General features: G+C 64.1%; 17 protein-coding genes. 16 read left to right on the top strand and 1 reads right to left on the bottom strand.

All coding sequences use genetic code 11. The annotated features are described in order from the left end of the window. From rplF to hisC, 16 genes are all read left to right on the top strand, one after another. The gene (gene rplF / locus NLM31_RS26710; RefSeq protein WP_254132181.1) at positions 1 to 534 is read left to right on the top strand and encodes a 50S ribosomal protein L6; all 534 of its coding nucleotides are present in this window, start codon (positions 1 to 3) and stop codon (positions 532 to 534) included. Positions 535 to 545: 11 nt separating this feature from the next. Beyond that, a complete protein-coding gene (gene rplR / locus NLM31_RS26705; RefSeq protein ID WP_007603036.1) occupies positions 546 to 908 on the top strand; it encodes a 50S ribosomal protein L18 in 363 nt (120 codons plus the stop codon). Positions 909 to 955: 47 nt separating this feature from the next. Further along, positions 956 to 1,549, top strand: a complete 594-nt coding sequence (gene rpsE / locus NLM31_RS26700; RefSeq protein ID WP_194482266.1) for a 30S ribosomal protein S5 — start codon at positions 956 to 958, stop codon at positions 1,547 to 1,549. Between the two features lie 25 nt (positions 1,550 to 1,574). Next, positions 1,575 to 1,769, top strand: coding sequence for a 50S ribosomal protein L30 (gene rpmD / locus NLM31_RS26695; RefSeq protein WP_011088137.1), 195 nt, complete (start codon positions 1,575 to 1,577; stop codon positions 1,767 to 1,769). Positions 1,770 to 1,782: 13 nt separating this feature from the next. Beyond that, a complete protein-coding gene (gene rplO / locus NLM31_RS26690; RefSeq protein ID WP_254194192.1) occupies positions 1,783 to 2,268 on the top strand; it encodes a 50S ribosomal protein L15 in 486 nt (161 codons plus the stop codon). 150 nt (positions 2,269 to 2,418) lie between these two features. Next, entirely contained in the window at positions 2,419 to 3,750 is a 1,332-nt protein-coding gene (gene secY / locus NLM31_RS26685) for a preprotein translocase subunit SecY (RefSeq protein WP_254132179.1), read from the top strand. Positions 3,751 to 4,027: 277 nt separating this feature from the next. Continuing rightward, a complete protein-coding gene (locus NLM31_RS26680; RefSeq protein ID WP_254194191.1) occupies positions 4,028 to 4,906 on the top strand; it encodes an adenylate kinase in 879 nt (292 codons plus the stop codon). Between the two features lie 188 nt (positions 4,907 to 5,094). Further along, positions 5,095 to 5,463 (top strand): 30S ribosomal protein S13, encoded by a 369-nt coding sequence (gene rpsM, locus NLM31_RS26675; protein ID WP_014494511.1) that lies wholly within the window; start codon positions 5,095 to 5,097, stop codon positions 5,461 to 5,463. Between the two features lie 122 nt (positions 5,464 to 5,585). Next, the gene (gene rpsK, locus NLM31_RS26670) at positions 5,586 to 5,975 is read left to right on the top strand and encodes a 30S ribosomal protein S11 (protein ID WP_007603045.1); all 390 of its coding nucleotides are present in this window, start codon (positions 5,586 to 5,588) and stop codon (positions 5,973 to 5,975) included. A 112-nt stretch (positions 5,976 to 6,087) separates the two neighbouring features. Continuing rightward, the gene (locus NLM31_RS26665) at positions 6,088 to 7,119 is read left to right on the top strand and encodes a DNA-directed RNA polymerase subunit alpha (RefSeq protein ID WP_254194190.1); all 1,032 of its coding nucleotides are present in this window, start codon (positions 6,088 to 6,090) and stop codon (positions 7,117 to 7,119) included. A gap of 122 nt (positions 7,120 to 7,241) precedes the next feature. Continuing rightward, complete coding sequence (gene rplQ, locus NLM31_RS26660; RefSeq protein WP_212324938.1) at positions 7,242 to 7,658, top strand: 50S ribosomal protein L17; 417 nt, start codon at positions 7,242 to 7,244, stop codon at positions 7,656 to 7,658. 119 nt (positions 7,659 to 7,777) lie between these two features. Continuing rightward, positions 7,778 to 8,614 carry a c-type cytochrome gene (locus NLM31_RS26655; protein WP_254194189.1) on the top strand — a complete coding sequence of 279 codons (837 nt, stop codon included), beginning with the start codon at positions 7,778 to 7,780 and terminating at the stop codon, positions 8,612 to 8,614. Positions 8,615 to 8,753: 139 nt separating this feature from the next. Beyond that, a complete protein-coding gene (locus NLM31_RS26650) occupies positions 8,754 to 9,542 on the top strand; it encodes an SDR family NAD(P)-dependent oxidoreductase (RefSeq protein WP_254194188.1) in 789 nt (262 codons plus the stop codon). 90 nt (positions 9,543 to 9,632) lie between these two features. Beyond that, the gene (locus tag NLM31_RS26645) at positions 9,633 to 9,929 is read left to right on the top strand and encodes a DUF1330 domain-containing protein (protein ID WP_254194187.1); all 297 of its coding nucleotides are present in this window, start codon (positions 9,633 to 9,635) and stop codon (positions 9,927 to 9,929) included. 57 nt (positions 9,930 to 9,986) lie between these two features. Continuing rightward, positions 9,987 to 11,303: a chloride channel protein gene (locus NLM31_RS26640; RefSeq protein ID WP_254194186.1), complete on the top strand. Its 1,317-nt coding sequence runs from the start codon at positions 9,987 to 9,989 to the stop codon at positions 11,301 to 11,303. Next, positions 11,300 to 12,373, top strand: coding sequence for a histidinol-phosphate transaminase (gene hisC, locus NLM31_RS26635; protein ID WP_254194185.1), 1,074 nt, complete (start codon positions 11,300 to 11,302; stop codon positions 12,371 to 12,373). Before NLM31_RS26640 ends, hisC begins: the two co-directional genes overlap by 4 nt. A 111-nt stretch (positions 12,374 to 12,484) precedes the next feature. Here the strand turns inward: hisC and NLM31_RS26630 are convergent, their stop codons facing one another. Then, complete coding sequence (locus NLM31_RS26630) at positions 12,485 to 13,498, bottom strand: zinc-binding alcohol dehydrogenase family protein (protein WP_254194184.1); 1,014 nt, start codon at positions 13,496 to 13,498, stop codon at positions 12,485 to 12,487. Positions 13,499 to 13,541 lie beyond the last annotated feature (43 nt).

Genomic DNA, 13,541 nt, shown 5'->3' with positions numbered 1-13,541 from the left:
ATGTCACGTGTTGGCAAAAGGCCGGTTGCGGTGCCGTCGGGTGTGACCGCGACCGTCGACGGGCAGACCGTCAAGATGAAGGGGCCGAAGGGCCAGCTTCAGTTCGTCGTTCATGACGACGTCGAGGTGAAGCTCGAGAACGGCCAGGTCAAGGTCAAGCCGCGGGCTGAGACCAACCGCGCGCGCGCGCTGTACGGTACGGCTCGCGCCCAGGTCGCGAATCTGGTCGAAGGCGTCACCAAGGGCTTCGAGAAGAAGCTCGAAATCACCGGCGTCGGTTACCGCGCCGCGATGCAGGGCAAGAACCTGCAGCTCGCGCTCGGTTACAGCCACGATGTGGTCTATGCGATCCCGGAAGGGATCACGATCACCGTGCCGAAGCCGACCGAGATCACGGTGACGGGCAGCGACATCCAGCGCGTCGGCCAGGTCGCCGCTGAGATCCGCTCTTATCGCCCGCCGGAGCCCTACAAGGGCAAGGGCGTGAAGTATGTTGGCGAATTCATCTTCCGCAAGGAAGGCAAGAAGAAGTAACGGAGCCGGTCATGTCCAAAGCCAAGGTTACCAATGCCCGGCGCAAGCGGAGTGTGCGGCTGAAGCTGCGCCGCTCCGGTGGTGGTCGTCCGCGTCTGTCGGTGTTCCGCTCGTCCAAGCACATCTACGCCCAGGTCATCGACGACCTGAAGGGCGAGACGCTGGCCTCTGCCTCGTCGCTCGAGAAGTCGATGCGCGACGGCGGCAAGACCGGCGCCGACATCGATGCGGCGAAGGCGGTCGGCAAGCTGCTGGCCGAGCGCGCCGCCGAGAAGGGCGTCAAGGAAGTCGTGTTCGATCGCGGCAGCTACCTCTACCACGGGCGCGTCAAGGCTCTTGCCGACGCAGCGCGTGAGAGCGGGCTGAGCTTCTAACAGAATTTGAGGATTGAGGCGTAAGCCTCTGAAGGATTGGAAAAACCATGGCAGAACGCGAACAGCGTGGTGGACGCGATCAGCGCGGCGGCGGACGTGAGCGCAAGGAGCGCGAGGAGCGCGACAGCGAGTTCGTCGACAAGCTCGTCCACATCAATCGCGTGGCGAAGGTCGTCAAGGGCGGTAAGCGCTTCGGTTTCGCAGCGCTGGTCGTGATCGGCGATCAGAAGGGCCGCGCCGGCTTCGGTCACGGCAAGGCGCGCGAAGTGCCTGAGGCGATCCGCAAGGCCACCGAGTCCGCCAAGCGCAACCTGACCCGCGTGTCGCTGCGCGAGGGCCGTACGCTGCATCACGACATCGCCGGCCGTCATGGCGCGGGCCGTGTCTACCTGCGTGCCGCTCCGGCCGGTACCGGCATCATCGCCGGTGGTCCGATGCGCGCCGTGTTCGAGACGCTCGGCGTCCAGGACGTGGTGGCGAAGTCGATCGGCTCGTCGAACCCGTACAACATGGTTCGCGCGACCTTCGATGCGCTGAAGCACCAGGACAGCCCGCGTTCGGTCGCGGCGCGCCGCAACATCAAGGTGTCCACCCTTCAGGGTCGTCGCGTCGGCGGCGATGCCGAGGCGGCTGCGGACTAACGAACGCTTTTCGGAGTAGACCACGATGGCCAAGGCCGCAAAGACGATCAAGCTTGAGCAGACCGGCAGCGCGATCCGCCGCCATCACTCGCAGCGTTCGACGCTGATCGGGCTCAAGCTCAACAAGATCGGCCGCACCAGCGAACTGCCGGACACCCCGGCCGTCCGCGGCATGATCGAAAAGGTTCACCATCTCGTTCGCATTGTCGACGAGAAGTAAAAGGAGCAGGGCGATGAAGCTCAGCGATATCGCCGACAACGCCGGCTCGCGCAAGAAGCGCATGCGCGTCGGCCGTGGCATCGGTTCGGGCAAGGGCAAGCAGTCCGGCCGCGGCGGCAAGGGTCAGACCGCGCGTTCGGGCGTGCGCATCAAGGGTTTCGAAGGCGGCCAGATGCCGATGCATCGCCGTCTGCCCAAGCGCGGCTTCAACAACATCTTCCGCGTCGAGTACGCCGAGATCAATCTCGACCGGCTCCAGGACGCGGTCGATGCCAAGAAGCTCGAGACCGGCAGCGTCGTGAACGTCGAGGCTCTGGTGAAGGCCGGCGTGCTGCGCCGCGCCAAGGCCGGCCTGCGGCTGCTCGGCCGCGGCGAGCTCAAGGCCAAGCTCAACATCGAAGTGCACGGCGCCACCAAGACCGCGATCGAAGCGGTTGAGAAGGCCGGCGGTTCGGTGAAGATCCTCGCCCCTGCCAAGGAAGAAGGCGAGGCGGCGTAACAACTGCGTCATCGGCCCGCGGCTCGCGGGCCTTTACGCATGCGGGACGATGGACTTATCGAAGCCGAAGCCCCAGATAATGTCCGGCGTCCGCTAGTATAGCCCGGCCGCGGGTATGACGGCGCAATAGGCGGCGGGAGAAAGTCCAATATGGCCTCAGCAGCGGAACAACTGGCAGCCAACCTCAATTTCGGCGCGTTTGCCAAGGCCGACGAACTGAAGAAGCGCATCTGGTTCACCCTGGGTGCGCTGCTCGTTTATCGGCTCGGGACCTACATCCCGCTGCCCGGCATCGATCCCAACATCTGGGAGCAGGTGTTCAAGTCGCAGGCGGGCGGCATCCTCGGCATGTTCAACATGTTCGCCGGCGGCGGCATCCACCGCATGGCGATCTTTGCGCTGAACATCATGCCGTACATCTCGGCCTCGATCATCATCCAGCTTCTGACCACCGTCTCGCCGCAGCTCGAGGCGCTGAAGAAGGAAGGCGAGGCGGGCCGCAAGACGCTGAACCAGTACACCCGCTATCTCACGGTGATCCTGGCCGCGTTCCAGTCCTACGGTATCGCGGTCGGCCTCGAAGGCGCCGGCAATGTCGTCAGCGACCCCGGCATGTTCTTCCGTCTCTCCACCGCGATCACGCTGACCGGCGGCACCATGTTCCTGATGTGGCTGGGCGAGCAGATCACCTCGCGCGGCATCGGCAACGGTATCTCGCTGATCATTCTCTCCGGCATCGTCGCCGAGCTGCCGGCGGCGCTCGCCAACATGCTTGAGCTCGGCCGTCAGGGTGCGATGTCGACCGGCCTGATCCTGGTCGTGATCGTGATGGCGGTCGCCGTGATCGCCTTCATCGTGTTCATGGAGCGCGCCCAGCGCCGGCTGCTGATCCAGTATCCGAAGCGCCAGGTCGGCAACAAGATGTTCGAGGGCCAGTCCTCGCATCTGCCGCTCAAGCTCAACACCTCCGGCGTGATTCCGCCGATCTTCGCGTCCTCGCTGCTGTTGCTGCCGACCACGGTTGCCAACTTCAACGCGGGCAGTGGGCCTGAATGGTTCCAGTGGATCACGACCCAGCTCGGCCACGGCCGTCCGCTGTTCCTGATCCTCTATCTCGCGTTGATCGTGTTCTTCGCGTTCTTCTACACCGCGATCGTGTTCAACCCGACCGAGACCGCGGACAATCTGAAGAAGCATGGCGGCTTCATTCCGGGCATCCGTCCGGGCGAGCGCACGGCGGAATATATCGACTACGTGCTGTCGCGCATCACCGTGCTCGGCGCGATCTATCTGGCGATCGTCTGCTTGATCCCAGAAATCCTGATCTCCTACGCCTCGGTGCCGTTCTACTTCGGCGGCACCTCGCTGCTGATCGTCGTCAGCGTCACGATGGACACGGTGGCTCAGGTGCAGGGCTATCTGCTGGCCCATCAGTATGAAGGCCTGATCCGCAAGTCGAAGCTCCGGGGCCGCCGCCGCTAAGACGCGGCGTCCCTTCCGGCGGCGCGCCCGCGCCGCCGATTCGCCGCGCGAGTGACGCGCGGCGCCCGTCGAAACGATCAGCCGGTCATTCGGCTGCGGCGGCAGAGCTGCTCTCACTGCAGCGCAATCACTGATTTCAAAGGCCTTCTTGGCGTCCGGGCATTTGCTCCCCTATGATATGGGTAGCGGTGCGGCGCCGATTATGATTTGCACTGTTACTGAACTTTCAAACACAGGTGCGCGACGTATCGCTCACCAATCCGGGGGGCGTACGCCAATGAGAATTATACTTCTGGGACCGCCAGGATCGGGCAAAGGGACCCAGGCGCAGCTGCTGGTGCAGCGCTATGGCATCGTCCAGCTCTCGACCGGTGAGATGTTGCGTGCAGCCGTCGCGGCCGGAACGCCGGTCGGGCTGAAAGCCAAGGAGATCATGGCTGGTGGCGGGCTCGTGCCCGACGAGGTCGTGGTGGGGATCATCTCCGATCGCATCGACCAGCCGGACGCGAAGAACGGTTTCATCCTCGACGGCTTCCCGCGCACCGTGCCGCAGGCCGAAGCGCTGGACGATCTGCTCCGGCACAAGCATCTCAAGCTCGACGCCGTGATCGAGCTCCGCGTCAACGAGAGCGCGCTGCTGAGTCGCGTCGAGACCCGTGTCGCCCAGATGCGGGAGCGCGGGGAGGAGGTCCGGGTCGACGATACGCCGGAGGTCCTGACCAAGCGGCTCGCCAGCTACCGCAGCCAGACGGAACCGCTGATTCACTACTACTCCGAGCGTCGGAAGCTCTCGACCATCGACGGCATGATGGCCATCGACGAGGTCACCCGCGCCATCCACCGGCAGCTCCTGGCGCTCGGCGCGGTCGAGCCGAAGACCCATGCCCGCAGCGCGGCCAAGGCGGCACCGGCCAAGACGGGGGCCAAGAAGGCTAAGGCGAAGGCCAAGGCCGCGAAGAAAACGGCCAAAAAGCCGGCGAAAGCGGCCAAAAAGGCTGCCAAATCGGCCAAATCCGCCAAAAAGGCCGTGAGGGGCGCCAAAAAGGCAGCCAAGAAGACCGTCAAGAAAACGGTCAAAAAGACCGCTAAAAAGGTCGTCAAAAAAGGTTCGAAGAAGGGTCCAAAAAAGGTCACGAAAAAGCGAGCCAAGCGCTAGCGGCGGTTGACGAAAGCCCCCTGAATCCCTTAATAAGCCCCGCATCCAAGTCGGATAGTTTCAAACGATGCCGGGCCCCAGGAAGACTAGGGGTGGGCGTCGTGTTCGCGTTTGTGAACACCTGCCCGAGAAACATAAGCACTTAAAGCCCGATTCCTGACGAGGGATCGGCAACAGGAGAGAAGGCCGTGGCCCGTATTGCCGGCGTGAACATTCCGACCAACAAGCGCGTGCTGATCGCGCTCCAGTACATCCATGGCATCGGCCAGAAGATCGCTGGTGAGATCCTCGAAAAGGTGAAGATCCCCGAGGATCGTCGCGTCAATCAGCTCAGCGATGCTGAAGTGCTCCAGATCCGCGAAGTGATCGACCGCGACTATCTCGTCGAGGGCGATCTGCGTCGTGAGGTCGGTATCAACATCAAGCGTCTGATGGACCTCGGCTGCTATCGCGGCCTGCGTCATCGTCGCGGTCTGCCGGTGCGCGGTCAGCGGACCCACACCAATGCGCGCACGCGCAAGGGCCCGGCCAAGGCCATCGCCGGCAAGAAGAAGTAAGTTTTCGAATCCAATCGCGGCGTGTGGCGACAGGGGAAACCCGTTCGCCACGCGCCTTTCGTTCCATCAGGTGTAGCCGCTGGCATTACGGCGGCGTTTGAGATCTCCAGGAAAGGTAGTCTATGGGCAAGGAAGCCACCCGCGTTCGTCGTCGTGAGCGCAAGAACATCGCCTCCGGCGTCGCGCACGTGAACTCGTCGTTCAACAACACGACCATCACCATCACCGACGCGCAGGGCAACACGATTGCCTGGTCCTCCGCCGGCACGATGGGCTTCAAGGGCTCGCGCAAGTCGACCCCGTATGCCGCGCAGGTCGCCGCCGAAGACGTGTCCAAGAAGGCGCAGGAACACGGCATGCGCACGCTCGAAGTCGAAGTCGCCGGTCCCGGTTCGGGCCGTGAGTCGGCGCTCCGCGCGCTGCAGGCCGCGGGCTTCACCGTCACCTCGATCCGCGACGTGACCACGATCCCGCACAACGGCTGCCGTCCGCGCAAGCGTCGGCGCGTCTGATACGAAGTTGCGGGCGCATCGTCGCCCGCGATGCTTTTTTTAAGAAGCCGCGGGTTTGATCTGCGGCCTTTCTCCAACGCCAGTATTTGAACTTTCAAATCGACTGGCCTGTATGGGTGAAACAGTGACGATCCAGAAAAATTGGCAAGAACTGATTCGGCCGAACAAGCTCCAGGTGCAGCCCGGCAGCGACCCCTCGCGTTTCGCGACCATCGTCGCCGAGCCGCTCGAGCGCGGTTTCGGCCAGACGCTCGGCAACGCGCTGCGTCGCATCCTGCTCTCCTCGCTTCAGGGCGCGGCGGTGCAGTCGGTGCACATCGACGGCGTGCTGCACGAGTTCTCCTCGATCGCTGGCGTCCGTGAGGACGTCACCGACATCGTGCTGAACATCAAGGACATCGCGATCAAGATGCAGGGCGAAGGCCCCAAGCGCATGGTCGTGAAGAAGCAGGGCCCGGGCACTGTCACCGCCGGCGACATCCAGACGGTTGGCGACGTCACCGTGCTCAACCCGGACCTCCAGATCTGCACCCTCGACGAGGGCGCCGAGATCCGCATGGAGTTCACGGTCTCCACCGGCAAGGGCTACGTGCCCGCCGAGCGCAACCGTCCCGAGGACGCGCCGATCGGCCTGATCCCGGTCGACAGCCTGTACTCGCCGGTCCGCAAGGTCTCCTACAAGGTCGAGAACACCCGCGAGGGCCAGATCCTCGACTACGACAAGCTGACCATGACGATCGAGACCAACGGCGCGATCTCGCCGGATGACTCGGTGGCTTACGCCGCCCGCATCCTGCAGGATCAGCTCAACGTGTTCGTCAACTTCGAAGAGCCGCGCAAGGAAGTTGCCCAGGAGATCATCCCGGACCTCGCCTTCAACCCGGCCTTCCTCAAGAAGGTGGACGAGCTCGAGCTGTCGGTGCGTTCGGCCAACTGCTTGAAGAACGACAACATCGTCTACATCGGCGACCTCGTGCAGAAGTCGGAAGCGGAAATGCTCCGTACCCCGAACTTCGGCCGCAAGTCGCTGAACGAAATCAAGGAAGTGCTGGCCCAGATGGGTCTGCACCTCGGCATGGAAGTGCTGGGCTGGCCGCCGGAGAACATCGACGAGCTCGCCAAGCGCTTCGAGGATCACTACTGATCCGTACTTCACCGTGACGGCCGGAGTTTCCGGCCGTCATTTTTATGGGCGAACGCAGGCAGCCCACCTGAGCAACTGATCCGACGAACCGTCGCGGCAGTTCATACGTAAGGAATAGACATATGCGTCACGGCAAGGTTCATCGGAAGCTCAACCGCACGGCCGAGCATCGCCGCGCGATGTTCGCCAACATGTGCGCCGCGCTGATCAAGCACGAGCAGATCGTCACCACGCTGCCCAAGGCCAAGGAGCTTCGTCCGATCGTCGAGAAGCTCGTGACCCTCGGCAAGAAGGGTGGACTGTCCCTGCGCCGCCAGGCCATCTCCGAGATGCGCGACAAGGACCAGGTCAAGAAGCTGTTTGACGTGCTGGCGCCCCGCTACAAGGATCGCCAGGGCGGCTACACCCGCATCATCAAGGCGGGCTTCCGCTACGGCGACAACGCGGCGATGGCCGTGATCGAGTTCGTCGATCGCGACGTCGATGCCAAGGGCCAGGACTCCGGTCCGGTGCAGGCAAAGGAAGCCGAGGCGGCGTAAGCCGGCCGGTACAGCGATCTTCGAAAGCGGCGCCCCTGGGCGCCGCTTTTTTGTATGCGGCGGCGATATCTCATGCCGCGCATCGTTGTGGTGAAACGCGATTCTGGCCGGGGGCTCTGATGAGGATTGTGTTTGGGATCGTGCTGGCGCTGCTGTTGTCGCCGGCCGCCGCCGAGACGCTGGTGGAGCGCGGCGCCTATCTCGTCAACAGCGTGATGGTCTGCAACAACTGCCATACCCCGCGCGGGCCGCAGGGCCTCGATATGACGCGCATGCTCTCGGGCGGGCAGACCTTTGACGAACCCGCCTTCAAGGTCACCGCTTCCAACATCACGCCCGACAAGGAAACCGGCATCGGCAATTGGAGCGATGCCGAGCTGAAGCATTTCCTTGTCAGCGGCATCAGGCCGAACGGATCGGCCGTGGCGCCGATCATGCCGACCGTCTTCTACACGGTGCTCACGGGGCGCGATCTCGATGCGCTCACGGCTTACTTGCGTTCCGTGCCGTCCGTGCGCCACGAGACGCCGGCGCCGGAATACAAGGTCGCGCTGAAGCCGGAGATGCCGACCTATGCCGGCAAGCAGGCAACCGAGGCGGAACTGTCCGATAAGCTCGCCCGTGGCCGCTATCTTCTGACGATCGCCCATTGCCTGGAATGCCATACGCCGGAAGGGCCATCCGCAGTGCACGATTTCGCGGGCGCCAGCGGCAAGGGCGGCCGGACTTTTCGGGGACCGTGGGGCGAGTCCGTCTCTCCCAACATCACCGCGGATCCCGTGGCTGGTCTCGGGCAGTGGAGCGACGACGAAATCAAACGTGCGATTACGCAAGGCATCGCGCGCGACGGTCACAAGCTGAAGCCGCCGATGGCTTATGCTGGATACGCCACCATGTCGCCGCAGGATCTCGATGCCATCGTCGCGTTCGTCCGGACGTTGCCGCCGAAATCGTAGGGTAGGCCAAGGCGCGCTGTTCGCGCGCCGTGCCCACCATCCCCAAACTCACGCGGTTGATCCTCACGCGTCGGTGAGCGGCGATTGCACGCGCCTGTGCAGCGCACGATATCCGCTCTGACATCAATGGAGACGATTCATGAAGATCGACCTTTCCGGAAAGACCGCCCTCGTGACCGGCTCGACCGCCGGCATCGGCCACGCCATCGCCAGGGGCCTCGCCGGCTCGGGCGCGAGCGTGGTGATCAACGGGCGCGGCCAGGACAAGGTCGATGCGGCCGTGCGCAAGCTGGAAGGAACGGGGGCCAAGGTGCGCGGCATCGCCGCAGACGTCTCGACCGCTGCCGGCTGCAAGGCCCTCGTGGCTGATCTGCCCGAGGTTGACATCCTCATCAACAATGCCGGCATCTTCGAGCCGAAGGACTTTTTCGAGATTCCGGACGAGGACTGGAGCCGCTTCTTCGAGGTCAACGTCATGAGCGGCGTGCGGCTGTCGCGCGCGTACATGAAGGGCATGCTCAAGCGCAACTGGGGCCGCATCGTCTTCATCTCGTCGGAGTCCGGGCTCAACATTCCCGTCGAGATGATCCACTACGGCATGAGCAAGACGGCCCAGCTCTCGGTCGCGCGCGGGCTGGCGCAGCTGACCCGGGGGAGCGGCGTGACCGTGAACTCGGTGCTGCCTGGCCCGACCATGTCCGAGGGCGTCGAGACTTTTGTGAAGGATCTCGCCAAGCAGAACGGCCAATCGGTCGACGAGGCGGCCGCCAATTTCGTCAAGCAGCATCGTCCGAGCTCGCTGATCCAGCGCTTTGCCAGCGTCGACGAGATCGCCAACATGGTGGTCTACGTCGCCTCGAAGGAGGCGTCCGCAACCAATGGCGCGGCATTGCGGGCAGAGGGCGGCATCGTCAATACGATTGCGTAAGAGCATGATCCGGACCCGAAGGGCCGCGTTAGCGCAAAGTGTGAAGCGGTTGTCCGCCAGGATCATGCTCAAAAAGAAGAGCCTGCGCGCATGACGGCTTATGTGATCTCCGAGGTCGAGATGCGCGATCCCGATGGCTTCGAAGCCTATCGCGCGCTCGCTGCAAAGACGATTGCGCAGTATGGCGGGCATTACCTCGTCCGCGGCGGCAGGGCGGAACTGGCGGAGGGCAACCTTCCGCCGAAGGCTATCGTCATCGTCGAATTTCCGTCGATGGCGCGGCTGAAGGAATGGTACACTTCGCCGGAATATGCCGAGGCGTTGAAGATCCGCGCCGGTGTGCTGGAACGGCGGCTGCTGTTCGTCGAGGGCGTGGTTCCGACCTAGCTGGTCTGCCCACTTGCCGCTTCAATTCGGGACCGGACAGGCTAAAACGGGGGCTCCATGCTCTGGCCCCTCTCGACCCGCCACAAACGCCTGTTCAGGCTGACATCCGCGCGATGGCAGCGGCGGGCGATCTTTCTGCTTGGCGGGATCGGGATCGGCGCCGCGGCGGTCGCGCTGGCGCAGCTTGCCGATCTCGCTCAACACGCCTTTACGCTGCTCCTGGCCAAATCGCGTTATGCCGTGCTGGCGGTGACGCCGCTCGGCTTTATGCTCTCGGCCTACCTGACCATCCGCCTGTTTCCGAATGCCCAGGGCAGCGGCATCCCGCAGGCCATTGCCGCGCGGCACCTGACCGATCAGGCGGCGCGCGAAAGCCTGGTCTCGATCCGGATCGCGATCGGCAAGATGATCCTCACTCTGTTCGGGCTCCTCTGCGGCGCCTCGGTCGGGCGGGAAGGGCCGACCGTTCAGGTCGGCGCCTCCATCATGTTCGCGCTTGGCCGCGTCTCGCCACGCCGTCAGCCCGGCTTGATCCTGGCCGGCGCCGCCGCAGGCGTGGCCGCGGCCTTCAACACGCCGCTCGCCGGCATCGTCTTCGGCATCGAGGAGATGAGCCGCGCCTTCGAGACCCGCACGTCCAGCCTCATCATTGCGGCCGTCATCGCGGCAGGCCTCACCTCGCTCGCGCTGGCCGGCAATTACGCCTATTTCGGCAGTAGCGCGATGTCGCTGGCGCGCGGCGCCGACTGGTTGGCCGTTCCGCTCTGTGGCGTGGCCGGTGGCCTCGCGGGCGGCCTGTTCAGCCGCGTCGTCATCGCCATGGCGCGCGGCTTCAAGAACCCGCTCGGCCGCGCGATCAGGGGCCACCCGCTGTGGTTTGCATTCGCCTGCGGCCTGGCTGTCGCGATCTGCGGCCTGGTGTCCGGCGATACGATCTACGGCACCGGCTATGAACAGGTGAAGATGGCGTTGGAGCACGGCTCGTCACTGCCGGGAGATTTTGGCGTGCTCAAGCTTCTGGCCACCACCTTTGCTGCGATCAGCGGCATACCGGGCGGCATCTTCGCGCCCTCGCTGGCCGTCGGGGCCGGCATCGGCTGCAACATCGCGGCGTTGTTCCACGACGCGCCGCTCGGTGCGATCATGCTGCTCGGCATGGTCTCGTATTTTGCCGGCGTGGTGCAGGCGCCGATCACCGCCTTCGTGATCGTGACCGAGATGACCGACAATCACGGCATGGTCGTGCCGTTGATGGCGGCCGCGCTGATCGCGCATTTCGTCTCGCGAATGATCTGCGAGGAAGGTATCTATCACGCGCTCGCAAAAGGCTTCGTCGAGCGGGCGACGCGTCCGCGTGAGGAGGAAGGAAAATGAGCCGTTTCTGGAGCAGCTTGACGCACGATTTGAAGCCCTATGTGCCGGGCGAACAGCCGCGCATGGCGGATCTGGTCAAGCTGAACACCAATGAGAACCCGCTCGGTCCGTCTCCGCGTGCGCTTGAGGCGATCCGCGACGCGGCAGCCGACACGCTGCGTCTTTATCCGGACCCGCAGGCGACCGCGCTGCGGGCCGCCCTGGCCGCGTATCACGGCGTGAGGCCCGAGCAGGTGTTCGTCGGCAATGGCTCGGACGAGGTGCTGGCGCATGCCTTCGTCGCGCTGCTGAAGCATGATGCACCGCTGCTGTTTCCCGATATCACCTACAGTTTCTATCCCGTCTATTGCGGCCTGTTCGGCATTGCCTACGAGGCCGTGCCGCTCGACCAGGCCATGCAGATCCGCATCGCCGATTATCGCCGGCCGGCCGGCGCGATCATCGTCCCCAATCCGAACGCGCCGACGGGGATCGCGCTGTCTCGCGCCGAGATCACGACATTGCTGGAGCAGCATCCGGATGTGCCTGTGGTCGTCGACGAGGCCTATGTCGACTTCGGCGCCGAGACCGCAATTCCGCTGGTGGCGTCGCATCGGAATCTCCTGGTCGTGCAGACCATGTCCAAATCGCGCGCGCTGGCCGGGCTTCGGGTCGGATATGCGATCGGCGACGCCGATCTGATCGATGGGCTGACGCGTGTGAAGGACAGCTTCAATTCCTATCCGCTCGGCCGGCCTGCCCAGGCGGGCGCGATCGCCTCCCTGGAAGACGACGCCTATTTCCAGCAGAGCCGCGGTCGCGTGATCGAGGGCAGGGAGCGGCTGACCCGCGGACTGAAGGCTGCCGGCTTCGAGGTGCTACCGTCGCTGGCGAACTTCGTCTTCGCGCGCCATCCCGCGCATCAGGGTGCCGCGCTTGCGGCGGCGCTGCGGGAGCGGGCGGTGATCGTCCGCCATTTTTCCGCAGCGCGCATCTCGGATTATCTGCGGATCACCGTGGGTACGGATGAGCAGATCGACCGGCTGTTGTCGGCGTTGTCCGGGATCGTGAGACAACAACAGAAATCGTAGGGTGGGCAAAGGCGCGCTTGCGCCGTGCCCACCATCTCTGACCGAATGTTGCAGTGCGTGGGCACGCTTTGCTTTGCCCACCCTACGGGATCTCGACCTACGAGACCGTCGCTACCACCCCTCCAGCACGATCTTGCCGCGCGACTTGCCGCTCTCGAGCAGCGCGTGCGCACGCTTGAGATTGGCTGCGTTGATCGTGCCGAAGGTCTGGTCGAGCGTGGTGCGCAGCACGCCCTTGTCGATGAGATCGGCGACGTCGTTGAGCAGGTGATGCTGTGCAATCATGTCGGGTGTCTGGAACGAGGAGCGCGTGAACATCGATTCCCAGTGCACCGAGATCGCCTTGCCCTTGAACGTGCCCATAGTGAACTCGGGCGGATCGTCGATCAGGCCGAACCGGCCCTGCGGCGCCATGAACTCGGCGATGCTCTTGTAGTGCTGGTCGGTGAAGGTGAGGCTCGCCACCAGCGCGACCGGCGGCAGCTTGAGCTTTTCGATCTGTTCCTTCATCGGCTTGCCGTGGTCGATCACCGCATGCGCGCCGAGATCGAGACACCATTTCTGTGAGTCCGGTCGGGTCGCGGTCGCGACCACCGTGAGGCCGGTGAGGCGGCGCGCGAGTTGGATCAGGATCGAGCCGACGCCGCCGGCGCCGCCGGTGATGAGAAGCGTGCGTGGATCGACGCTCTTGCCGGGAACCGCGCCGAGCCGGTCGAACAGCAACTCCCAGGCGGTGATGGAGGTGAGGGGAAGGGCGGCGGCTTGGGCGAACGAGAGCGATTTCGGCTTGTTGCCGACGATGCGCTCGTCGACCAGGTGGAATTCGGAATTGGTGCCCTGGCGCAGGATCGAGCCCGCGTAAGACACCTCGTCGCCGGGCTTGAACAGCGTGACCTCGGGCCCGACCGCATCGACCACGCCGGCCGCGTCATAACCCAGGATCTTGGTCTCGCCCTCGGGCGGGGCGGCGCGCTTGCGCACCTTGTAATCGACCGGATTGGCCGAGATCGCCTTCACCGCGACGCGGATATCGCGCCCCTTGGGCTCGGGTTTGGTGGTCTCGAAATCGATCAGCGCGTCCTGATCCTCGATCGGAAGCGATTTTTTGTAGCCGACGGCCTTCATGGCTTGTCTCCATCAGATGGCGTATTCGCCTGCCGCTCTAACT

The sequence above is a fragment of the Bradyrhizobium sp. CCGUVB4N genome, assembly GCF_024199945.1.
Lineage (GTDB): Bacteria > Pseudomonadota > Alphaproteobacteria > Rhizobiales > Xanthobacteraceae > Bradyrhizobium.
This window is presented reverse-complemented; position numbering and strand designations above follow the sequence as displayed.